The sequence below is a fragment of the Halomonas sp. DP8Y7-3 genome (assembly GCF_019801675.1).
Taxonomy (GTDB): domain Bacteria; phylum Pseudomonadota; class Gammaproteobacteria; order Pseudomonadales; family Halomonadaceae; genus Halomonas; species Halomonas litopenaei_A.
The window spans coordinates 61,593-83,000 of sequence record NZ_JAHVIO010000014.1 but is presented as its reverse complement, the minus strand read 5'-3'; the positions used below and the strand labels follow the sequence as shown (position 1 = coordinate 83,000).

Annotated in this window: 23 protein-coding genes; 10 read left to right on the top strand and 13 right to left on the bottom strand. The window is 62.3% G+C overall.

Features of this window, described 5'->3' with window-relative positions; translation table 11 throughout:
* Positions 1–28 precede the first annotated feature (28 nt).
* Positions 29–547: a superoxide dismutase family protein gene (gene sodC / locus KUV86_RS14985; RefSeq protein ID WP_222238273.1), complete on the top strand. Its 519-nt coding sequence runs from the start codon at positions 29–31 to the stop codon at positions 545–547.
* A 163-nt stretch (positions 548–710) separates the two neighbouring features.
* Here sodC and KUV86_RS14980 read toward each other — a convergent pair whose 3' ends face one another.
* The 4 genes from KUV86_RS14980 to KUV86_RS14965 all read right to left on the bottom strand — a co-directional run bounded on the left by KUV86_RS14980 (position 711) and on the right by KUV86_RS14965 (position 4,775).
* A complete protein-coding gene (locus KUV86_RS14980) occupies positions 711–1,451 on the bottom strand; it encodes an RNA methyltransferase (RefSeq protein WP_222485352.1) in 741 nt (246 codons plus the stop codon).
* Between the two features lie 108 nt (positions 1,452–1,559).
* Positions 1,560–2,477: a homocysteine S-methyltransferase family protein gene (locus KUV86_RS14975; protein ID WP_222485350.1), complete on the bottom strand. Its 918-nt coding sequence runs from the start codon at positions 2,475–2,477 to the stop codon at positions 1,560–1,562.
* Between the two features lie 292 nt (positions 2,478–2,769).
* Positions 2,770–4,413, bottom strand: a complete 1,644-nt coding sequence (gene groL / locus KUV86_RS14970) for a chaperonin GroEL (RefSeq protein WP_222485348.1) — start codon at positions 4,411–4,413, stop codon at positions 2,770–2,772.
* 68 nt (positions 4,414–4,481) lie between these two features.
* A complete protein-coding gene (locus KUV86_RS14965; protein ID WP_045994577.1) occupies positions 4,482–4,775 on the bottom strand; it encodes a co-chaperone GroES in 294 nt (97 codons plus the stop codon).
* 390 nt (positions 4,776–5,165) lie between these two features.
* Here KUV86_RS14965 and KUV86_RS20010 point away from each other — a divergent pair, with 390 nt between their 5' ends.
* Positions 5,166–5,300: a hypothetical protein gene (locus KUV86_RS20010; RefSeq protein WP_261397662.1), complete on the top strand. Its 135-nt coding sequence runs from the start codon at positions 5,166–5,168 to the stop codon at positions 5,298–5,300.
* 82 nt (positions 5,301–5,382) lie between these two features.
* On the opposite strand, the gene KUV86_RS14960 is transcribed toward KUV86_RS20010, so the two are convergent.
* On the bottom strand, positions 5,383–5,943 hold the full coding sequence (locus KUV86_RS14960) for an FxsA family protein (RefSeq protein WP_222485346.1): 561 nt from the start codon (positions 5,941–5,943) through the stop codon (positions 5,383–5,385).
* Between the two features lie 484 nt (positions 5,944–6,427).
* On the opposite strand from KUV86_RS14960, the gene KUV86_RS14955 reads away from it, so the two are divergent.
* Positions 6,428–7,189: an SDR family NAD(P)-dependent oxidoreductase gene (locus KUV86_RS14955; RefSeq protein WP_222163112.1), complete on the top strand. Its 762-nt coding sequence runs from the start codon at positions 6,428–6,430 to the stop codon at positions 7,187–7,189.
* Positions 7,190–7,303: 114 nt separating this feature from the next.
* Here the strand turns inward: KUV86_RS14955 and KUV86_RS14950 are convergent, their stop codons facing one another.
* Entirely contained in the window at positions 7,304–7,702 is a 399-nt protein-coding gene (locus KUV86_RS14950; RefSeq protein ID WP_222485344.1) for a ComEA family DNA-binding protein, read from the bottom strand.
* Between the two features lie 429 nt (positions 7,703–8,131).
* Here KUV86_RS14950 and pyrF point away from each other — a divergent pair, with 429 nt between their 5' ends.
* Complete coding sequence (gene pyrF / locus KUV86_RS14945; RefSeq protein ID WP_222485343.1) at positions 8,132–8,830, top strand: orotidine-5'-phosphate decarboxylase; 699 nt, start codon at positions 8,132–8,134, stop codon at positions 8,828–8,830.
* Positions 8,831–8,845: 15 nt separating this feature from the next.
* Here the strand turns inward: pyrF and lapB are convergent, their stop codons facing one another.
* The 3 genes from lapB to KUV86_RS14930 all read right to left on the bottom strand — a co-directional run bounded on the left by lapB (position 8,846) and on the right by KUV86_RS14930 (position 10,711).
* Positions 8,846–10,024, bottom strand: a complete 1,179-nt coding sequence (gene lapB, locus KUV86_RS14940; RefSeq protein WP_222485342.1) for a lipopolysaccharide assembly protein LapB — start codon at positions 10,022–10,024, stop codon at positions 8,846–8,848.
* On the bottom strand, positions 10,025–10,330 hold the full coding sequence (locus KUV86_RS14935; protein ID WP_206937961.1) for a lipopolysaccharide assembly LapA domain-containing protein: 306 nt from the start codon (positions 10,328–10,330) through the stop codon (positions 10,025–10,027).
* A gap of 84 nt (positions 10,331–10,414) precedes the next feature.
* Entirely contained in the window at positions 10,415–10,711 is a 297-nt protein-coding gene (locus tag KUV86_RS14930) for an integration host factor subunit beta (RefSeq protein ID WP_045994571.1), read from the bottom strand.
* A gap of 247 nt (positions 10,712–10,958) precedes the next feature.
* Between KUV86_RS14930 and KUV86_RS14925 the strand changes: the two genes are divergently transcribed.
* Together KUV86_RS14925 and KUV86_RS14920 are read left to right on the top strand one after the other, a co-directional pair.
* Positions 10,959–11,261 carry a succinate dehydrogenase assembly factor 2 gene (locus KUV86_RS14925; RefSeq protein ID WP_206937970.1) on the top strand — a complete coding sequence of 101 codons (303 nt, stop codon included), beginning with the start codon at positions 10,959–10,961 and terminating at the stop codon, positions 11,259–11,261.
* Positions 11,262–11,619: 358 nt separating this feature from the next.
* On the top strand, positions 11,620–11,952 hold the full coding sequence (locus KUV86_RS14920; protein WP_222485341.1) for a hypothetical protein: 333 nt from the start codon (positions 11,620–11,622) through the stop codon (positions 11,950–11,952).
* Positions 11,953–12,027: 75 nt separating this feature from the next.
* On the opposite strand, the gene dinB is transcribed toward KUV86_RS14920, so the two are convergent.
* Together dinB and lexA are read right to left on the bottom strand one after the other, a co-directional pair.
* The gene (gene dinB, locus KUV86_RS14915) at positions 12,028–13,086 is read right to left on the bottom strand and encodes a DNA polymerase IV (protein WP_222485340.1); all 1,059 of its coding nucleotides are present in this window, start codon (positions 13,084–13,086) and stop codon (positions 12,028–12,030) included.
* 134 nt (positions 13,087–13,220) lie between these two features.
* Entirely contained in the window at positions 13,221–13,886 is a 666-nt protein-coding gene (gene lexA / locus KUV86_RS14910) for a transcriptional repressor LexA (protein WP_222163118.1), read from the bottom strand.
* A gap of 313 nt (positions 13,887–14,199) precedes the next feature.
* Between lexA and KUV86_RS14905 the strand changes: the two genes are divergently transcribed.
* On the top strand, positions 14,200–14,862 hold the full coding sequence (locus tag KUV86_RS14905) for a TetR/AcrR family transcriptional regulator (protein WP_206937984.1): 663 nt from the start codon (positions 14,200–14,202) through the stop codon (positions 14,860–14,862).
* Positions 14,863–15,005: 143 nt separating this feature from the next.
* Positions 15,006–15,524, top strand: coding sequence for a L,D-transpeptidase (locus tag KUV86_RS14900; protein WP_222485339.1), 519 nt, complete (start codon positions 15,006–15,008; stop codon positions 15,522–15,524).
* Between the two features lie 107 nt (positions 15,525–15,631).
* Here the strand turns inward: KUV86_RS14900 and KUV86_RS14895 are convergent, their stop codons facing one another.
* Complete coding sequence (locus KUV86_RS14895) at positions 15,632–16,771, bottom strand: type II secretion system F family protein (protein ID WP_261397661.1); 1,140 nt, start codon at positions 16,769–16,771, stop codon at positions 15,632–15,634.
* 423 nt (positions 16,772–17,194) lie between these two features.
* Positions 17,195–19,027 (bottom strand): type IV-A pilus assembly ATPase PilB, encoded by a 1,833-nt coding sequence (gene pilB / locus KUV86_RS14890; RefSeq protein ID WP_315900995.1) that lies wholly within the window; start codon positions 19,025–19,027, stop codon positions 17,195–17,197.
* Positions 19,028–19,256: 229 nt separating this feature from the next.
* Between pilB and KUV86_RS20095 the strand changes: the two genes are divergently transcribed.
* On the top strand, positions 19,257–19,787 hold the full coding sequence (locus tag KUV86_RS20095) for a prepilin-type N-terminal cleavage/methylation domain-containing protein (RefSeq protein ID WP_315900994.1): 531 nt from the start codon (positions 19,257–19,259) through the stop codon (positions 19,785–19,787).
* A 35-nt stretch (positions 19,788–19,822) separates the two neighbouring features.
* Complete coding sequence (locus KUV86_RS14880) at positions 19,823–21,253, top strand: MBL fold metallo-hydrolase RNA specificity domain-containing protein (RefSeq protein ID WP_222485337.1); 1,431 nt, start codon at positions 19,823–19,825, stop codon at positions 21,251–21,253.
* Positions 21,254–21,408 lie beyond the last annotated feature (155 nt).

Below are 21,408 nucleotides of genomic sequence, written 5' to 3'. Positions count from 1 at the left end.
GACACTTCACATGGAAAGGAGCCTCTAGATGATCAAGGCAACATGGTGGTTAGGCGCTAGCCTGCTGGTGGCGGGTGCAGCACATGCCGCGACCGAGGTGGAGATGCACCGTGTCAGTACCGACGGCGTGGGGGATAGCGTCGGTACCATCACCTTCGAGGATAGCGATCATGGCCTGCTGATTACGCCTGCCCTGGAAGGGCTGGACACAGGAATCCATGGCCTGCACGTACACGTCAACCCGGATTGCTCCCCGGCAGAGAAGGACGGGGAAGTGGTGGCTGCTGCCGCTGCCGGTGGTCACTATGACCCCGAGGAAACCGGCACCCATCAGGGTCCCTATGGCGATGGACACCTGGGGGATCTGCCCGCACTGTCCGTAGGACAGCAGGGAGAAGCCGAGCTGACGACCCTCGCCCCAAGGGTGAAGGAGTCTGACCTGAGCGGCCGCGCGATCATGATTCATGCCGGTGGCGACAACTACAGCGACGAACCCCACCTTGGTGGTGGCGGAGCCCGCGTCGCCTGCGGGGTCATTGACGGCTAAGCTTCAGCCCGAGCGGGTCGCGATAATGTCGCGATAGTGTCGCAATAGTGTCGCGACCCGCGTTTATGTGAACGATGTTGTCGCTCTCGTCGATCAATAGCCGCTCTACCCAGGTAAGAGCCGCTCTAGCCAACCAAGGGCCGCTCTAGTTGGCCAAATGCCGCTAGCGGTTGTCGTCGGAAGGAAGGTGGCTCTCCAGCGAGGACAGCCAGCCTCGCAGTAGCGATAGCTCCTTGCGCGAGGGGGTAGCACGGGCGAACAGGGCCTGCAGCTGCTCTTCGGTTTTCGCGTGGGGCTGGGTGATAAAGCCACTGCGTTGCATGACGCGGCTCAAGTGGCTCTGAAAGTGCCCCACCTGCTCACGCGTCGGCGGTGTCGCTATAGACCCGGCACCGGCCGTAGACTCACCCGCATGCTTGCGCCATGCCCGCCTGACCTCGTAGGACAGCACCTGTACCGCCTGGGACAGGTTCAAGATGCCGTAGTCAGGATTGGCAGGAATGCTGACCTGATGCGAGCACAAGCGAATCTCGTCGTTGGTCAGGCCGTAGCGCTCGCGACCGAACACCATCGCCACGGGACTGCTGCGAGCATCCTCCACCAGGTCCTTGGCCAGTTCATCCGGCTCGTCGTAGTGGGGCAGTGGCAGGCTACGCAGTCGCGCGCTGGCGCCGACCACCCGCACGCAGTCGCCAATGGCATCTTCCAGACGCTCGACCACTCTTGCTCCCTCGATCACATCCAGCGCGCCCGCCGCCAAGCGGCTGGCTTCCTCGTCAGGAAAGGCACGGGGATTGACCAGCACCAGGTCCGTCAGGCCCATGGTCTTCATGGCGCGGGCGGCGGAGCCGATGTTGCCGGGATGATAGGTCTGGACGAGAACGGTGCGGATATTGGAGAGCATTCGACAGCAAATCGCAGTAGAGACAGGGAGCGCCATTGTAGCCGCCAGCGGCCTGGCGGGGAATGAGCGGGCTTTCACGCCTTGTCTGATCTGGTCTTTTCTCAGTCGCTACATCGACCTTCGCCATGTCTCCAGGGCGGCGATATGGCTGGGGCTGATGCCACAGCAGCCGCCGATAAGGCGAGCACCGCGTTCGAACCAGCGTGTGGCGTAGTCCAGGTAGCCCTGGGGAGTGATCTGGCGGTTCTGGGTCAGGATGGCGTTGGCCTGATGGGCTGCGGCAATGGGCGCGAAGCTGTTGGCGTAGGCCCCCAGCGGCAGCGAGCAGCGCAGGCGTCGCATGGCGTCACTGGCATCGATCAGAGCCTGCTCGATCACTTCTGGAATCGAGCAGTTGAAGAGAATGGCATCGGCACCGCCCTGGCAGAGTTGTGTGACGGCTTCTGCCACGCTCTCGCCGGAGCGCAGGCGCGCCACGTCGGTGATATCGTCCTGCAGGGTCAGGGCAAACCAGCGTGGTGCGTCGCTATTCGCCAATACCTCCTGGACGACAGCGATTTCTTCCAGGCTCGACAGCGTCTCGGCCAGCCACAGGTCCACGAAGGACTCTTGAGCGCGGTAAAGGTCCGTCAGCAGCGAGCGTGCACGATTGGCGTCAAACAGGTCCGGGCGGTAGCTGCCCATGACGGGGGGAAGGCAACCGGCGACCTGAGCGCGGCTGCTGGAGGTCTCGCCGGTCTGATCGGCCTGCCATTCGCTGATGGATCGCGCGGCTAGCCGGGCGGCTTGGGTGGCAAGGGCGATACCCTGCTCCTGGTAGCGTTCTTCGCCGAGATGGAAGGGCACGCAGGCGTAGCTGTTCACCGTGATGACACGGGCGCCAGCATGAAGAAAGTTGCGGTGGGCCTCGACCACACGATCAGGGGCTTCGATCAGCGCCTGGGCGCTCCACAGCGGTTGTGAAAAGGGCGCGCCGATACGCTTCAGCTCTCGCCCCATTCCGCCATCCAATAGCGTCAGTTCCATCGCTTGCCTACCTCGAAAAAGCCGGGACATAGTGAACCACGGCAGGGGTCGTTCGATAAGTGAAATGTCCTCAGCGTGGATATGAGGCGGATCGATGAAGAGGGCGATGGCAATGGCTACGGCAATGGCTATGGCAATGACACCTAAGCGTCGGGCATAAAAAAGCCCTGCCGCAGGGGCAGGGCTTTTGCTTATGCTCTAGGGCTAGTGCGCTAGGGCTGGCACGCCAGAGGCAAGTGGTTCGTCGCCTCTGGGTGCGGGGCCGGGCAGGCTAGCCTGCCCGTGGGGGCACTTACATCATGCCGCCCATGCCACCCATTCCGCCCATGCCGCCCATGTCCGGAGCAGCGTCTTTCTCGTCCGGATCGTCGGCGATCATGGCTTCGGTGGTGATCAGCAGACCAGCAACGGATCCAGCGGACTGCAGTGCAGTACGGGTCACCTTGGCCGGATCCAGCACACCCATGTCGAACAGGTCGCCGTACTCGCCGGTCTGGGCGTTGTAGCCGAAGTTGCCTTCACCGTCCTTGATGCGGTTGACGATGACGGAGGCTTCCTGGCCAGCGTTGGTGACGATCTGACGCAGCGGTGCTTCCATGGCGCGCAGGGCGATGGCGATACCGTGGGTCTGGTCTTCGTTGTCACCCTTGAGACCAGCGATCTTGGTCAGGATGCGGATCAGGGCAGTACCACCGCCAGGCACGACGCCTTCTTCGACGGCTGCACGAGTGGAGTGCAGAGCATCTTCGACGCGAGCCTTCTTCTCTTTCATCTCGACTTCGGTGGCAGCACCGACGCGGATGACAGCAACACCGCCGGCCAGCTTGGCGACACGCTCCTGCAGCTTCTCGCGATCGTAGTCAGAGGAAGTCTCTTCGATCTGAGCGCGGATCTGGTTGACGCGAGCTTCGATGTCGCTGTCGTTGCCAGCACCATCGATGATGGTGGTGTTTTCCTTGGACATGGTCACGCGCTTGGCGGTGCCCAGGTGGTCCAGGGTAGCCTGCTCGAGGTTCAGGCCGACTTCTTCGGAGATCACAGTGCCGTTGGTCAGGATAGCGATATCCTGCAGCATGGCCTTGCGACGGTCGCCGAAGCCAGGCGCCTTGGCAGCTGCCACCTTGACGATGCCGCGCATGGTGTTGACCACCAGCGTTGCCAGGGCTTCGCCTTCGATGTCTTCAGCGATGATGACCAGCGGCTTGCCAGCCTTGGCCACGGCTTCCAGAGTCGGCAGCAGTTCGCGGATGTTGGAGATCTTCTTGTCCACCAGCAGGATGAACGGATCTTCCAGTTCCACCGCCATGGTGTCCTGGTTGGTCACGAAGTACGGGCTCAGGTAGCCGCGGTCGAACTGCATACCCTCGACCACGTCCAGCTCGTCTTCGAAGCCGCGACCTTCATCGACAGTGATGACGCCTTCCTTGCCGACTTTCTCCATCGCTTCAGCGATGATCTCGCCGATGCGAGTGTCGCCGTTGGCGGAGATGGTGCCAACCTGAGCGATAGCCTTGGAGTCGGTGCAGGGCACGGACAGAGCCTGGATTTCCTTGACCGCCGCAACGACCGCCTGGTCGATACCGCGCTTCAGGTCCATCGGGTTCATGCCGGCAGTCACGCCTTTCAGGCCTTCGGCGACGATGGCCTGGGCCAGAACGGTAGCGGTGGTGGTGCCGTCACCAGCAACGTCGGAGGTCTTGGAAGCGACTTCCTTGACCATCTGCGCGCCCATGTTCTCGAACTTGTCTTTCAGTTCGATTTCCTTGGCGACGCTGACGCCGTCCTTGGTCACGGTCGGTGCGCCGAAGGACTTTTCCAGCACCACGTTGCGGCCTTTCGGGCCCAGGGTTGCCTTGACGGCGTTGGCCAGAACGTCAACACCACGCGCCATGCGCTTGCGGGCATCATCAGAGAACTTGACTTGTTTCGCTGACATTTTCTGTACTTCCTTTGAATCTAAGCGTCAAAAGTGAACGTTGAAACGACCGAGTCAGTGGCGTGGGCTCAGCCCTCGACGACTGCCAGGATGTCGGACTCGCTCATGATCAGGACTTCCTCGCCGTCGATCTTCTGCTTCTCGACGCCAAAGCCATCCTTGAAGATCACGGTGTCGCCGACCTTCACGTCCAGAGGACGTACGTCGCCGCTCTCGAGAATCCGGCCGTTACCGACGGCGAGCACTTCGCCACGAGTCGGTTTTTCCTGGGCGTTGCCCGGAAGCACGATGCCGCCTGCGGTCTTCTGCTCTTCCTCAACGCGACGGATGACGACGCGATCGTGCAAGGGACGGATGTTCATTGCTCACGTTCTCCTGATGGTTTTGCTAGGCCGGGGCATCCACCCGCGGCGGTTCATTGTTCACTCTCGTCGTGACGCAGATCGCGGCGAGAGCTGGAGGTCATGGCCAGGCTGCCGATGAAAGTGGCAGGCCTTTGTCGGCCCTCCTGTCAAAGGCGAGGGAGCAACCCCCTCACCGAAGCTTGATGCTGATCTGGTAAGTGGGGCTGGTGAAGGGGCTTTCAAGGGCGAGGACGAAATTTTTTTCACACTCATGCGCCCCGTCAGCGCATCACGGCACAACCTTGGCGCAAACCTGGGCATGCCCACGCGCAATCTCCTCCCACAAGGGTGACGACAGGGGTGACGACAGCGGTGACGACAGGAAAACGACAGGGGGGGATGAGGCGGATGATGAGCAGGGGAAGAGAGCGGACGACAGGAATAGCGAGAGGGCTGAGGATAGTGCTGGAGATAGTGCTGGAGGGAGCGCTGAGGATAGTGCGGGAGATAGCGCTGGAGGTAGCCCTGAGGATAGCGCCATGAAAAGGGGCGAAGACAGGGGCCGTTAACGCCCCTGTCCTCGCCCCTATCTCCGCCCCTGTCTCGGCCACTGTCTCCCGCAGGCTTAGCGTCGACGATCGTCCTTGCTGATAAATTCGCCTTCGATGGGGTCGCCGTCACCGTTGTCGGAGCCCTGCTGCTGCCGTTCTTGGTGCTGGCTGGTGCCAGCGTCCCGGCCAGAGGCTTGCTCCCAGCCATTGGCTGAACCGGCGCCGAAGTCAGAGCCTTGCGTGCCACCGTAGCCAAAGGTCGAGCCGCCCATCTGGAAGCCCTTCATGCGAATGCCAACCTTGGCCAGCAGCTTGCCCAGCAAGCGACGAGCGTCCGGAATCAGGCACATGAAGCCAAGGGCATCAGACAGAAAACCGGGGGCCATCAGCAGCGCACCGCCAAAGATCAAGGCAGCACCGGTCATCAGCTCCGAGGAGGGGATTTCGCCGCGGGCCATGCGCTCCTGGGCGCGGGCGAAGGTTGCCACACCCTCACGACGGATCAGGTGCAGGCCGATAAAGCCGGTAGCCAGCACCAGGGCGAGGGTCGACAGCAGACCGATCTCACTGCCGACCGAAAACAGCACGGCGAAGTCGAGCAGGGCAAAAATGGTGAAGATAAGAAGGAAGGGCATGTCAGCTCCGCGTTGTGGTCTGTTGAGAAGATGGGGGTGAAAGGCGAAGAGTTCAAGCATCAACCTCTGGCGCTGATGCACAGTACCTATCGGTCGCTCACACCGGCGTCCCCATCGCCGCGTGGTTGTGGTCCGTCGGTGGCTGTGAGCGTCTGCGGCGAGCTGCAGCTGTCACTGCAGCGCAGTGGAATGTTGTCGTTTGCGTTTTTGCGTTTTTGTGTGAGTGACGTGAAGTCGACCACCGGCTCGGACGCATTGATCGGTGCGTCAATGGCTTATAGCGGGTATGCCATCGCCTGCAAACTAGCTTTTGGCGCGAGCCGGGTGTCGGAAGGTAGCGCCGCGCCGGGAAACTTGGCATGCTGCAACGCAATAACTGCTCGTTGTGCAGCGTTCCGGGTCCCCGATCCGTGGAGCACGCGTCGGCGAGCCACCGACCGGCCTGTCAGTCATGGCACGGCTGGTGCTTACCAGGGGAAACCGTATGCAGTTGGAAAATGCCGTCATTGCCATCACCGGTGGTGCTCGTGGCCTGGGACTCTCCATGGCCCATCATCTGGGCAAGCTGGGTGCCCGGCCTGCACTGATCGACTTCGATAATGATCAACTCGACAAGGCCGTCAACGAGTTGGTGGACGCCGGTATCGATGCCCGCGGGTTTGTCGCCAATGTGGCGGACGAAGCGTCGGTCACGGAAGTCTTCGCCGACATTCGCCAGGGCATGGGCCCGCTGGATGGGCTGATCAACAATGCCGGCATCCTGCGCGATGGTCTGCTGGTCAAGGCTCGCGATGGCAAGGTGGAGAAGACGCTTGGGCTGGATGCCTGGCAGGCGGTCATCGACGTCAACCTTACCGGCGTGTTCCTGTGCGGACGGGCTGCCGCCGCTGCCATGATCGAAGACGGCCGTAACGGCGTTATCGTCAATATCTCCAGCATCTCGCGGGCCGGTAACATGGGGCAGAGCAACTACGCCGCCGCCAAGGCCGGTGTGGCTGCCTTGACCGTAACCTGGGGGCGTGAACTGGCGCGCCACGGCCTGCGTGTTGCTGCCGTTGCTCCCGGGTTTATCGAAACCGAGATGACCGCGTCCATGCGTGAAGACATGCTGGACAAGCTGACGGCTGGAGTACCGGTACGCCGCTTGGGGGCTCCCGACGAGATCGCCAAGACCGTGGCCTTTATCTTCGACAATGACTACGTCAATGGCCGCGTGATCGAGGTAGACGGCGGTCTGCGCCTCTAAGCGTGGCCGGTCTTACTCTTACGTTTGGTGCCCATCAAGCACCCGCCACGTCCCGTGGCGGGTGCTTGCGCGATGAACGCTATTCTTGGTGACGCCGATCGTGACGCCGACAAGTCAGTCGGTACTGATTTCGTCCTTGAGCCGCGCCACGGTGTTGGCGCCGATGCCTTTTACGCGAGTCAGGTCCTCTGCGCTGGTGTAGGGTCCATTGACCTGGCGGTCTTCGACGATGGCTTGCGCCTTGGTGGGCCCAATGCCCGGCAGCTCGGCCAGCAGCTCAACACTGGCCTCATTGACGTTGATGGGCGCAATGCTGGGGCCTTCTGCAGCGAAGGCCGGATGGGCCAGGCTGAGCCAGGCGACACTAAGCCAGGCCAGCGTCACGAGCGTGATCCCATGGGGCCGGCGACGACGGGCAGTGCGTTGAGTGGTAGACGTGCGGTGATGGATAGACGCGCGGTGATGGACAGACGCGCGGTGATGGACAGACGGATAGTCATTGAATGTTGGCATGAGAGACGTCCTGTTGTTGTTGGAAATGGGCGGCCAAGCGCTGTGTGTCAGCAATAGCAGCAGCACCTGTGCCAGAAAGGCCGCGCCGTCGATCCTTCAGGTGTGCGCCAAGCCCTCCCGAGTGAACAGTCGTTGGCGTTGTCCTGGTGGCCGTCGGCTGTCTTCTCTCACCTTAGGGTTAGATAAGAAAACACTGTTATAAGAATATTCTTAATAAAATATCAGTCATCTATGAAGATCTGAGCCAGCCAAGCGGCAGCGCAGGTAGCGCCAAGGCTGATATACTGCGGCGATTTGGCGCCCTTTGCCTGCTGCGGGCTAGCCGGTAGCGGGCCTGGCTCAAGGCCTCAGTATTGCCCCCCGTGCAAGGGCATTACTCCCGGATCAGCAGGGCGCCAGCGCTTCGTTCACTTCTCGCCGGAGGCCGCCGTGACCCCCTCATCTCCCTTGATCATCGCCCTCGACTACCCCTCCATGGACGCCGCCCTGTGCATGGCTGACCGGCTGGATCCGGAACGCTGCCGCGTGAAGGTCGGCAAGGAACTGTTTACTCGCAGCGGCCCAAGCGTGCTCGACGCCCTTCACGGTCGCGGCTTCGAGGTATTTCTCGATCTCAAGTTCCACGACATTCCCAACACGGTGGCCGCAGCGGTGCAGGCGGCGGCAGAGCAGGGCGTATGGATGGTCAACGTGCACGCCTGTGGCGGTCGTCGCATGATGGAAGCGGCCCGTGAGCGTCTTGAGCAGAACGGTCTGTCGACCCACCTGATCGCCGTGACGGTGCTGACCAGCATGACCGCCGATGAACTGGCGACCACCGGCGTGTCGTCGCCGCTGGACGAGCACGTGGAGCACCTGGCGAAGCTGGCCAAGGACAGCGGCATGGATGGTGTGGTGTGTTCTGCCCAGGAGGCCGCCCGTCTGAAGGCAGCCTGTGGCGAAGATTTCCTGAAGGTCACGCCGGGCATTCGCCCGAGTTTTGCCCAGGCGGGGGATCAGCGGCGGATCATGACGCCCCAGCAGGCGATGGACGCGGGCAGTACCCATCTGGTGGTGGGGCGGCCCGTGACCCAGGCAGAAGATCCGATGGCCGCTCTTGCGGCGATCGAGGACGAGCTCAAGGGCTGACGCTCTGTTGCAGCGCTATTCGCCCTCGATGCCGGTGATTGGCTTGGTGGTGCCCCAGTTGCGGCAACGGGGGCACTGCCAGTGCAGGTGCTCCCCCGAGAACCCGCAGCGTCGACAGCGATGCCGCGGCAACGCCTTCAGCAGCGGCTGCGTGTGTTGCCGCAGTAGATCAAAGCGGGTGTCACCGGCGTCAGCGCCGCTGCGTTGGTAAAGGCCCATCAGATAATCGACGCCGCCCAGGCTCGGCTCCTTCCTTAGCTGCTCAGTAATCAGCTCGATGGCTTCGTCATCGTTGCCGCGTACCTGCCTGAGCGTCTGGGCCAGCAGCACAATAACGCTGGTGCAGGGGTTGAGCTCCAGCAGGCGCCGCAAGTGTTCGATCAGACCTTCGGCATCGTCCAGCAGCTGATAGGTGCGCTCCAGCGGCTCCAGCATGGTGGGGATGAACACCACATCCTGCTGGGGAATGCGGTCAAGAAACTTCAGCGCCTGGCGGTACTGGCCGGTGTCGTGGCACAGCTTGGCATGCACGAGATTGGCGCGGATGCAGCGCTCGTCGATGGACAGCGCTTGCTTGAGGTGCTTGCGGGCGACCCCGTGGCTATTGGAGGTGCGAGCTATCTCCGCCAGCTCGCAATGCCAGTGGGCTGCCGCGCGGAGCAGGTCGTCGTGTTGGCGGGTCAGCTGTGGTACGGCAACCTCGATGGCGTTCTGCCATTCCCCTTCACGCTCGAACAGGTCCACCAGCAGCCGCTTGGCGTGGTGGCGAATCTCGGCGTGGGTGTCCTCCTTGACCAGGCCCTTGAGCAGCCGTTCGGCACGGTCATGCAGACCCAGATGCAGGAAGTCGCGGGACAGCTCGAGCTGGACCCAGGCGCCCTGGTGGGCATCGAGGAACGGCCGGGCGAGCAGATTCTGGTGAATCTTGACCGCTCGGTCGGCCTCCCCGCGAGAGCGAAACAGGTTGCCCAGGGTGACATGGGTCTCGATGGTGTCGCTGTTCACTTCAAGCGCGGAGATAAACGTTTCGATGGCCCTGTCCTGCTGGTCGTTGAGCAGGTAGTTGAGGCCGACGAAATAGTCGCGATGCAGGCTGGGGGCAGGGCGTTGTTGCGGACGGCTTTCCCGCCGGCCGAGCGCCCAGCCAATGGCGAGGGCGACGACCAGCAGGCCCAGTAGCAGGAGATCCGGCATTCAGGGCAGTTCCTTCATCTCCTGCACTCGAAGGCGGTCGAGTTCCTTACGCTGCTGCTGGTTGTGGCGCTGGGCGCGGGTCAGCAGCGTGCGCAGCCTGATGTAGACGCCGGTCATGGCGAGCATGCCGAGCAGGACGCCCACGGCCAGGGAGGCCAGCAGCCAGACGGACAGGGATGCCTCGGGCAGCTCGAACCATATCAGGTTCAGCGGCAGGGCCTGCTGGTTATTGGTCGCGAACAAGATACCGATGATCAGTACCGCCAGCAGAATGATGGCCATGATCAGGCCTTTTAGCCAACGCATGTGTGACTTCCCGTAGTGAGACGAAGAGAGGTTGAGCCAGAGATAACGGAAAACGCTGGCGCGAGTGGGCCCAGACGTTGGTCGCTAGTATCCCAGCGCACGGCTGGCATCGACCTGTTCGCGCAACTCCTTTCCTGGCTTGAAGTGTGGCACGAACTTGCCTTCCAGCTCCACCGCTTCGCCGGTCTTGGGGTTGCGTCCGACCCGTGGCTCCCGATAGTGCAGAGAGAAACTGCCGAAGCCACGAATTTCGACGCGCCCGCCATCGGCCAGGGTGTCGGTGATGTCATCCAGAATGAGGCGCACCGCAGCCTCAACGTCCTTGATCGACAGCTCGGGCTGCCGCATGGAGATCTGCTCTATCAGTTCGGACTTTGTCATCGGTTATCTCCGTGAGTCCCATCTGGGTGATGAGCGCTGGTCAGGCCAGTGTCGAGGACCGCGTCGATCGCAGTCCCTTGTTTTTAGATAGCATACTTTTCAAGTGTTGATAAAACAACGCACTACATTGATCGACATTCGTGGCAGGCCCTTGCCCGGCATCACCTTTTTCGCCGCCGTGCGGCTGCCCGCCGCTGGTGCCTGCGGTATACTGGCGCCACACTTAACATCCCAGACGAGGTTCCCCTTGGATCAACCGTCTTCCGCGGCCTCCCAGCTCGAGGCCGAGCGCAAGCGCCTGCACTGGCACTCCCGTCGCGGCATGTGGGAGCTGGACCTTCTGTTGCTGCCGTTTCTGGAACACCGCTACGATGAGCTTGATGAGGCCGACAAGGCCGCCTATCGCGACCTGATCACCGAAGAGGATCAGGACCTGTTTATATGGCTGATGCGTCGCGAATGGCCGGAAGAGCCGACTCGCCGGCGTATCGTGCAGATGATCGTGGACTATGCAGAGACCACGGGTCACGGCCACAATCGGGGCCTCTGACCGACAGCATCTCGCCCATGGTGCAGTGGTGGTGGCGGTCAGTCTGATCGTCGCCACCGTCCTGCCTTCCCCGCTCGGGGGATATGTTGTTGCCTTGCTCGGTGCTGTGCTGATTCGCAGCGCCCGCCATCCTCTCCTCGGTCAGTTGCGCTGCCTGCCTGGGCCGCAGACCACGCCGACCGCGTCGCCTTCCGCCATTTCCCCCGCGACGTCCTTCGCGCTGCCTTCCACACTGTCTTCCCCGCTGTCTTCCACTCTGTCTTCCACACCGCCTGTGTCGAGGTTGCAGTCGTACCTGAGCCCCTGTGGCTGCCTTGGACGATTTCCTGGTAGATGGTGCCGGTGGTGGCAAGGCGTCATGACGTTTGTCGCCGGGCTGGCGTCCGTCTCAATGCCTGTTCCCGGACACTGGCAGTGGCGTTCTGGCGTCTGTCAGGACGGGCGAGGGCCCGTCACTGCCTCAGAAGACAGTCACGCTCCCTGGCACGACATCGACCTCTATTGCATCAGTGTGGGTCATTACCTGATCGCCCTGCGCTGGCATGGCCGAACCCACTGGCTGTGGCATGACGCCGTGGACCCCGGTGAATGGTGGCAGCTCAAGCGTTACCTGCTGGGAATGGAGGCGTCGAACAAGGGGCGCCTGGCGAGCGAGCACGATAGGCAATACGACGAGCAGCGCGACTCGTAGCACTACCAGGAACGCTACTCGTGAGAGGGCGGCGTTTGCGTACCGTAGCATGATGACGAGCGGGGTAGCGGGCAGCTAGAAGGGCAGGGTCAGCTGCTGACGTGCCTCTTGTGGCACCAGCCTGACGCCAACCCCAAGCAAGCGCACCGGACGTTGTGCCCGTTGCCAGGCCTGGTCCAGCAGCTGCGCAAAGGTCACGGGGTCAGGTTCCAGGCCGCGGGATTCCAGGGTGGTGGTGGTGAAGTCATCGAAGCGTACCTTCACGAACACGCCAGCCAGGGGCGGCCGACCGTTGCGGTCGATGCGCGCCTTGAGCTTTTCGCACAGCTCCACCAGTGCCAGCTGCGCGGCGCTCAAGTCGGGCAGGTCGCGTCCGTAGGTGCTTTCGACGCTGATCGACTTGCGCTCGCGCTCTACCTTGACCGGCCGTTCATCGATGCCGCGGGCCAGTTCGTACAGGCGGCGGCCGAACTTGCCGAATTCGTCCAGCAGGCGATCAATGGGCTGGGCGCGCAGCTCTTCGCAGGTGGTAATACCCAGCGCATCCAGGCGCGCCCCGGTAGCCGGGCCCACGCCGTGCAGCTTGCGCACGGGCAAGGCCAGCACAAAGGACTCGACCTGGTCCGGGGGGATGACCGTCAGGCCGTCTGGCTTGTCCCAGTCGCTGGCGATCTTGGCGAGAAACTTCGACGGTGCAGCCCCGACGGACACAGTGATACCGGTGCGCGCCAGGCACTGCTCCTTCAGCCAGCGGGCCATCCAGGTAGCGCTGCCCTTGAAGCCTGCGACATCGGTGACGTCCAGGTAGGCCTCGTCCAGCGATAGCGGCTCTACCAGCGGCGTCAGCTCGTGGAAGATGGCCTGGATCTGGGCGGAGACCTCGCGATACTTGTCGAAGTTGGGTGGCACCAGCGTCAGTTGAGGACACAGACGCAGGGCGCGGGAGGTCGGCATGGCCGAATGGATGCCGAACTTGCGCGCCGGGTAGTTGCAGGTAGTGATGACGCCACGCCCCTCACGGGCGCCACCCACGGCCAGCGGGATATCCCGCAGGGCCGGGTTGTCGCGCATCTCGACGGCGGCGTAAAAGCAGTCGCAGTCGGCGTGAAGAATCTTGCGTACCGGTTCCGTCATGGTCTGGCCTGGCAGCGGCGCGGCGTCTATTCATCCATCCGAAAGGGTGTGGCGGGGCTCGGGCTAGCTTAGCGTCAGCCTCAGTGTTAACCCCGGCACCAACCTTCGCATTAACCTTCCTATTAACCTTTGTATTAACCCAGGGCCTGGCCGTTACCACCGCGAATGACACCGACTCCAACGCCCTCGATGTCCAGGCTGTCCCGCCGCAGGTCCAGGGTGATGGGAGCGAAGTCGGGGTTTTCCGCCTGCAGGGTGACGTGATGTCCGTCGCGCTGGAAACGCTTGACGGTCACTTCGTCCTCGAGGCGTGCCACCACGATCTGGCCGTTGCGAATGCGTTCAGTACGGTGCACGGCAAGCAGGTCGCCCTCCAGAATGCCAACGTCCTTCATCGACAGGCCGCGCACGCGCAGCAGGTAGTCGGCACGGGGAGTGAAGTAGTCAGGCGGCAGCGGGCAGTAACGATCGATATGCTCTGCCGCCAGGATGGGGCTACCCGCGGCGACTTCACCGATGATCGGCAGGCCCTGGACGGGACTGGTGTCCTGGGGCGCATCGTTGGCGGCAGTAGTGTCGGCTTCCTGGGCTGGCAGACGAATGCCCCGCGAAGTGCCGCGAATCACCCGGATGGCGCCCTTGCGTTCCAGCGCGCGCAGGTGCTCTTCAGCGGCGTTGGGGGAGCGAAAGCCCAGTGCGCGTGAGATCTCCGCACGGGTCGGCGGGTACCCCAGCTCGTTCATGGTCTTGACGATAAAGTCATAGACGTTCTGCTGGCGAGGGGTCAGGGGACGTGTCATGCGGCCTCCCACGGGCGGCGGTGAGTCAGGACGGCAGCGGCAGGGTAGTCCCAGCGTGCTGCCAGACAGCGGGTACCTTCAGCACCCTTGGTGAAGTGTACAGTATGGATGCCTATCCAGTAAAACGGTGATCTGCCTCGAATTTCGCGTTTGGGGTGAGAGGCGTCGTGGCACCGGTATGAGCGGACTGATGCACACGTTTCAAACACCGTCTGCGATGGTTGATTGTGCGTAGAGAGCGCCTCCCTTACACTCCGGCTAACATTCAAACAATTGTTTCCAACTGCCCTGACTGACTGGACGGAGCCCGCGAATGGCCCAGACCGATACAGTGACTCGCATTCTGGACACCGCCGAGGTCCTCTTCGCTGAACGAGGTTTCGCGGAAACGTCGCTGCGCAACATTACCGGCAAGGCCAAGGTCAACCTGGCCGCCGTCAACTACCATTTTGGCTCCAAGAAGGCGCTGATCCAGGCGGTCTTCTCGCGCTACCTGGACCCGTTTTCCGACCGCTTCCACGCTGCCATCGATGAGTTGGAGCGCGGATACGGCAGCAAGGTCATCCCGCTGGAAGTGCTGCTGGAAACCATGGCCAGGACGGTGCTGGAAGTCCCGGCGGAGCGTCATAGCCTGAAAGTCTTCATGCGCCTGCTGGGGTTGGCCTATAGCCAGGCCCAGGGGCACCTGCGCCGCTATATCCAGGACCAGTACGGCACCGTGTTTACCCGCTTTGTGGCGTTGGTGCGTAAGGCGACCCCGGAGCTGCCGGATTCCGAACGGTTCTGGCGCCTGCATTTTGTGCTGGGTACGGTCATCTTTACCCTGTCTGGCCTCGACGCCCTGCGCGACATCGCCGAGAAGGACTACGACGAGCACGTGTCGGTGCGCGACCTGGCACGCCGGATGCGGCCAGTGGTGGTTGCGGCCATGAAGGCTCCCTTGCCGGAGCCGCCGCAGGCCAGTTCTCAGGCCTGAAGCCAGAGCCCGAAGCCAGAGCCCGAAGCCAGAACCTAAAGCCAGGCCCGACACCAAAGCCGCATCGGAATCACCCGGGCGGTGACGCGTCGAACAGGCAACACGGCAGGCACAGCTGCAGCGGACACAAACAGGGAGAGACGATGCAGACACCGCGACTTGAAGCATTGCCGCCCGCCGATAGCGTGTGGGTGGAGGTCGACACCTCCACCCAGCAATTGACCCTATGGCGGGGCAAACAGCCGGATTGGCAGTGCCTGGTGTCGACCGGCGTTGCCGGCACTGGCCAGCAAGAGGGCAGCGGCCAGACGCCGCTGGGCTGGCACTACATTCGCGCTGCTATTGGGGGTGGAGAGCCAGTAGGTACCGTCTTCCGTGGGCGGCGGCCAACCGGAGAGGTGTTCGACGCCGAGCTGGGCCGTGATAACCCCGAGCGGGACTGGATACTGACGCGCATTTTATGGCTGTGCGGCCTGGAACGGGGCATCAATCGCGGCGGTAACGTCGACTCCCAGCGGCGCTACATCTACTTCCATGGCACTCCACCGGACAAGCCCATGGGCGTGGCCGACTCCCACGGATGCGTTCGGCTGCGGGACGACGACCTGCTGAAGCTGTTTGATCAGGCGCCCCCAGGGACTCCGGTGTGGCTGCACGATTAAGGTGTCCGTACAAGAGGCCCGTCAGGCCGCCATTACCGGCCTGAGCCGATAGCTCTTAGATAGGGCTTAACGACACCCTCGACGCGTGGTGCCTGGATGAGAGGCCGTTACACCACATTGCCCAATTGGAAGATGGGCAGATACATCGCCAATACCAGGCCGCCGACCACCACCCCCAGTACCACGATGATAAGCGGCTCCAGCAGGCTGGTCAGCGTATCGACCCGGTCATCTACCTCGCGCTCATAGTGGTCGGCCACCCGGCTTAGCATGCCATCCAAGGCGCCGGCTTCCTCCCCGATAGCCACCATCTGCAAGGCCAGCGACGGAAAGCGCTGTGTTCGCCGCATCGCCAGGTGCAGCCGCTGTCCGCTGGCGACATCGGCCTGCAACGCCAACACTGCCCGGCGATAGACATCGTTGCCGCAGGCACCGGCGGCGGTCTTAAGTGCGGTTACCAGCGGTACCCCCGCCGCAAAGGCGGTGGCAAGGGTGCGGCAGAAGCGCGCCACCGCTGCGTGATCAAGAATCGTCCCCACCACCGGCAGCCGCAGCGACAGGGCGTGAAGCTTGAGACGCGCCGCCTGGGACTTCGCCACACGCCAACGAACCGCCGCGACCAGGGTGAACAGGCTTCCCAGCATGACCAGCCACCAGCGTTGAGCAAACTCCGACAGCAGAATGGTCCACTGGGTCATGGCAGGGAGGCTCGCGCCCACTCCGTCGAACATCTGCTCGAATTGGGGCACCACCTTGATCAGCAGGATCGCGCTGACCGCCATACCCACTGCCACCACCGTGGCGGGATACCAGAGCGCCTTGCGCACGCGCCCCTTCAGCAGCTCGCGTTTTTCGAGGTGATTGGCCAGGCGATCCAGCATCTGATCCAGGGTGCCCGACTGTTCGCCTGCCGCAACCAGATTGACGTACAGGCTGTCGAAGGCGGCTCCCTGTCGGGACAGCGCCTGCGCCAGGCTGGCACCGGCACTGACATCCATGCCCAAGGCCTGCACGATCAACCGCATGGCGGGGTTGGACAGGCTGTCAGCCAGCACCCGAAAGGCCTCCAGTAGCGGTACACCGGCAGTCAGCAGGGTGGCCAGTTGTCGGGAGAACAACATCAGGTCCTTGGGCTTGATCTGTCGTTGGTATCGGGCCAACTTGCCGGCGGGTTTCAGCTTACGCGGCGTGATGCCCAGCAGGTGCAGTTGACGCTGCGCATCGGGTCGCTTCGATGCCAGCAGCATGCCGGTGCAGGCCAGTCCCTGGCGATCTTCTCCCTTCCACTTCCAGCAGAGCTGTCGTTGCTGCGCGGACCTTGACCGCCCAGCCGTATCTGCTCGAGCACCTGAGCGCACATCAGGCCTGACACCCGGGCCGCCGATGGGGTGATGAAAAGCGTCGACAGCAGGGGGAGGTGAAGCGACGCGCTCCCTGCCGGTAGGCAGGCCGGCGATCAGGCGAGTGCTCTGATCCGTCCCGCTGTGGTCATCTCCATGGCCAGCACCAGAACCAGCACCAGAACCAGAACGAAGATCAGAACCGGGACCGTCTCCATTGGACTGGCGGTGATCCCGATACACAGACGAGGACGAGTGAGAGGACGAACGGTCGCGGAAGGGCACGTGGTCTGCATCTCGCATCAAGAGTTAGAGGAAGAACGAAAGCCGCTACGCCGTAGTGATACGGCAGACCTCCGTCAGACTGGTAACGCCTTCCATCACCCGTTCCAGGCCACTGCGGCGCAGATTGGGAAAGCCCTGGCTGCGGGCGAGGGTGTCGAATTCGTCGGCGCTACCGCCGCTGAGAATCAGTCGGCGCATGTGCTCGTCCACCGGCACGACCTCGAACAGCCCCACACGACCCTTGTAGCCCTGGGTGCACTGGCGGCAGCCGACGGCGTCATAGAAGCTGCCCTGCTGGGCCTGTAGCGGACTCAGCCCGTGGTGGATGAGCACATCCTCAGGCAGCTGCACCGGTGTCTTGCAGTGGGGGCACAAGCGCCTTGCCAGACGCTGGGCCACGATAAGGGTGACCGCGCTGGCAATATTGAAGGATTCGATCCCCATGTTGGCGAGCCGGGAGAGCGTATCGGCGGCGGAGTTGGTGTGCAGCGTCGATAGCACCAGGTGGCCGGTCTGGGCCGCCTTGATCGCGATTTCGGCGGTTTCCCGATCGCGAACTTCTCCCACCATCACCACGTCCGGGTCCTGGCGCAGAAAGGCCCGCAGGGTGTGGGCGAAGTCCAGGCCGATACGTGGCGCCACATTGACCTGATTGATCCCAGGCAGCTTGATCTCCACCGGATCTTCTGCGGTGCAGATATTGCGCTCTGTGCTGTTGAGCAAGTGGATGCCCGTGTAAAGAGTGACCGTCTTGCCGCTGCCGGTGGGGCCGGTCACCAGGATCATCCCTTGAGGGCTCGCCAGGGCCGTCTCGAACAGCTGGCGCTGGCTGGGTGAAAACCCGAGCTGTTCAATCCCGATACGGGTGGTGGCGGAGGTCAGCAGGCGCAGCACGAGTTTCTCGCCGTATACCGTAGGCAGGGAGTTGACGCGAAAATCGATATCCTCGCCGTGGTCCAGTTGGACCTTGATGGTGCCATCCTGCGGCAGGCGCCGTTCGGAGATATCCATGCGCGCCATGACCTTCAAGCGCGAGGCGATGCGACTGCGCAGGTTGAACGGCGGCTGAGCGACTTCATGGAGCAGCCCATCAATGCGAAAGCGAACGCGAAAGCGGTCCTCGAAGGGCTCGAAGTGGATATCCGAGGCGCGCTTTCTGACCGCGTCCCGCAGGATGGTATTGACGAACTTCACCACCGGGGCATCGTCTGCCTGGCTGGTGAGGCTAGCCGTCTGGCCGCTGCTAAGGTCCTCGTCGAGATCGCTGTCGTCTCCTGCTACCCGGCGCGGCTCCGCCCGACTGAAACGCTCACCGCGACTCTGCCCCTGTGCCGCAGGGGATTGGCTGCGGCTTGGTGGCGCCTCAGGGCCCAGCTCGCCAATGGCATCGGCAATATCCTCGGCATTGGCCTCACCCAGGTAGGCATCCAGCAGCAGGGAGAGCTTGTCCATGGGCGCCAGCGCCGGCTTCAGTGGCTTGCCCACCACGAACTGCAGCTCACCCAAGCGAGCGAGCGTGGACGGGTAGGGCACGGCCACGTGCAGATGGTCGTCATCCAGTACCAGGGGCAGTACCTGGTGTTCCCGCAGTAACGCCTGGGGGAAGTGGCTGAGGGGCGGCAGTTGCTCCGCCACCACCGTACTTAGGTCGGTAAAGTCGAGGCTGTACTCCTCCGCCGCTGCGCGAGTCGCGGGACCGGGTTCGACGCGTTCCGTCTCGACAAGGTGACGAAGCAGCGTGCTGCCGTGGGCCAGGGCGTCGTGCTCGGCGCGTAGCGCCTCCAGCGGTGGTAGCAGGCCCAGGGCCACCAGACGTTGCCCCAGGCCGCTGTGTGGCCCCTGGGCGTGTCTGTCCCCCACAGTTTGATCAAACGGCACAATGGTTCCTCTGCGAGCCAGTATCCAGCGTCGACAATAGCGTCAGTTTGCGCCTCTGCGAGTGGTCAATTGCGCCGCAGCGCGTGTTTTGCGCTAGCAACCCGACGCATATCAAGGTTTCAGCGCGCTCAGCCCTGCGCGGCACGATGTCCGGCGTACTATGCCGACATCACCCCGCCGCAACGTTCTGTTCGGCGATACGTCAGGTCCCACTGAGGAGAGAGTCGTCATGGACGCACACCATCCGTCACACGCGACGACAGCGTGCACTGAAGTCCGTATTGCTAGTGCCATGCTAAAGCCCGGCGCCACAATCGCAGCTGCCGAACCCCGTGCCACGGCGAAGGCAAAGCCGACACAGCGGCAAGGGCAGGGCGGCTTCACCTTGATCGAACTGCTGGTGGTCGTGGCCATCATTGGCCTGCTATCGGCCATCGCGATACCGCAGTACACCAACTTTCAAAAGCGAGCGGCGGTGAATGCGTGCAAGGAGGAGCTCGCGGCCGCACGAACGGCGCTGTCGATAGAGGGAACCCTTGCGGAGGTGGACGTGGCTAACACGGGGCTCAAGGACGCCTATTCATGGTCAGCCTGTTTGGACACCAGTGTGAAGTACACGGCAGGCGTAAACGGAACCGGGGGCACGGCGGATAAGGACGGTGAGCTATATGCGACCCCCTCCTCAGAGAAGTTCAAGACGGAAGCGGTAAAACTGATCATTCCTCCTGTCATGGATGTCGATGACGCTCTCGGCAGTTAAGGGCCAATAACGCAGCAAACGCCAAAGGGTCGCTAATGTCCGACAGATCCGCTGAAGAAAATCGCATACCGTCGGACTTGCCGGCGATTGTGCATCACGGTGGCGCCGACGGCGTCACCGGGAGCTGCCACAGGCTCCAGATTACCCCACACCAGGCCATTCTGATTGACTGCGGGCTGTTTCAGGGCAGCGACCTGAAAGGGCAGAGCAGCTTCGAGCGCCACCAGATCGAATTTTCCGTCGCAGATGTCGTCGCGCTGGTGGTTACCCACGTGCATATCGACCATGTCGGGCGGCTTCCCTATCTTCTGGCCGCCGGCTTCACAGGCCCCATAATTTGTACCCCGCCCAGTGCCAAGCTACTACCGCTGGTAATTGAAGACGCGCTGAAAATTGGCTTTACCCGAGACAGAAGACTCATCGAGCGGTTTCTTGATAGAGTCGAGATGCATCTTGAGCCAAGTCCTTATGGTGTCTGGAAAAGTTGCATAGACGAAGAGCAAGTCAAGGTCAAGGTGCGTCTCAAGAACGCGGGGCATATACTCGGTTCTGCATACGTTGAAATTGATGTTGAGGACCAGCGCGCCAGTCTGGATAATCGCTACGTCTTTTCGGGGGACCTGGGGCCGCCCGACACTCCGCTGTTGCCGGACCCCACCCCATTGGAAAAAGCCGACGTCCTGGTGCTGGAAAGCACCTATGGGGACCGTCGGCATGAAGGCCGCAGGACGCGGCGCGCACAGCTCAAGGAAATGATTTATCGTGCACAGCGCGAGGGCGGTAGCGTGGTCATTCCGGCCTTCAGCATCGGCCGCACGCAAGAGCTCCTCTACGAGATAGAGACCCTGCTGCACGAGCTGCCGAGCCAGCACGAGGCAGAAAGCCCAGGCCGCGAGCCCCGCGAAACGCCTCCGATACCCATGGTGGTGGTTGACTCACCACTGGCCGCCAGGTTTACCAAGGTCTACCGCGAGCTGAAGCCCTGGTGGGACAGTGAAGCCAAACAGCGACTTGAAGACGGCCGCCACCCCCTAAGCTTCGATGGCCTCGTGACCATCGACAGCCACGAGGAACACCTCGCCATGGTGGAGCGTCTGGCCGAGACGAATACCTGCGCCATTGTGATCGCCGCCAGCGGCATGGCCACCGGAGGTCGCGTCGTTAACTACCTCGCACGACTGCTCCCAGACCCCAGACACACCGTGCTGTTCGTCGGCTACCAAGCCGAAGGCACCCCAGGGCGAGACATCCAGGGAGCGAAACCAGGCAGCCACGTCCGTCTCGAAGAGAAAAAAGTCGCCGTCAACGCCACGATCAAGACGATTTCAGGCTTTTCCGCCCATGCAGACCAGCAAGACCTGCTGAACTTTGTGCGAAGCGCCAAGGAACCGGTAGGGGAGGTGAGGTTGGTGCATGGGAGTGAGAGGGCGAGGAGGGGGTTAGGGCAACAGTTGGGTATAATTTAGCAATATATTGGAGAGGTACAGAGACGACGGTAGGGACTGTTCTGAATAGTATCCAAAAACCTTTCGTTGTTAGTTATAAAAAACCACCTTCTTAAGTTTATAAAATTTCATTGAAGTCCTAAAGTAATGGACATGGCTTGTAAAAAATGTATTGC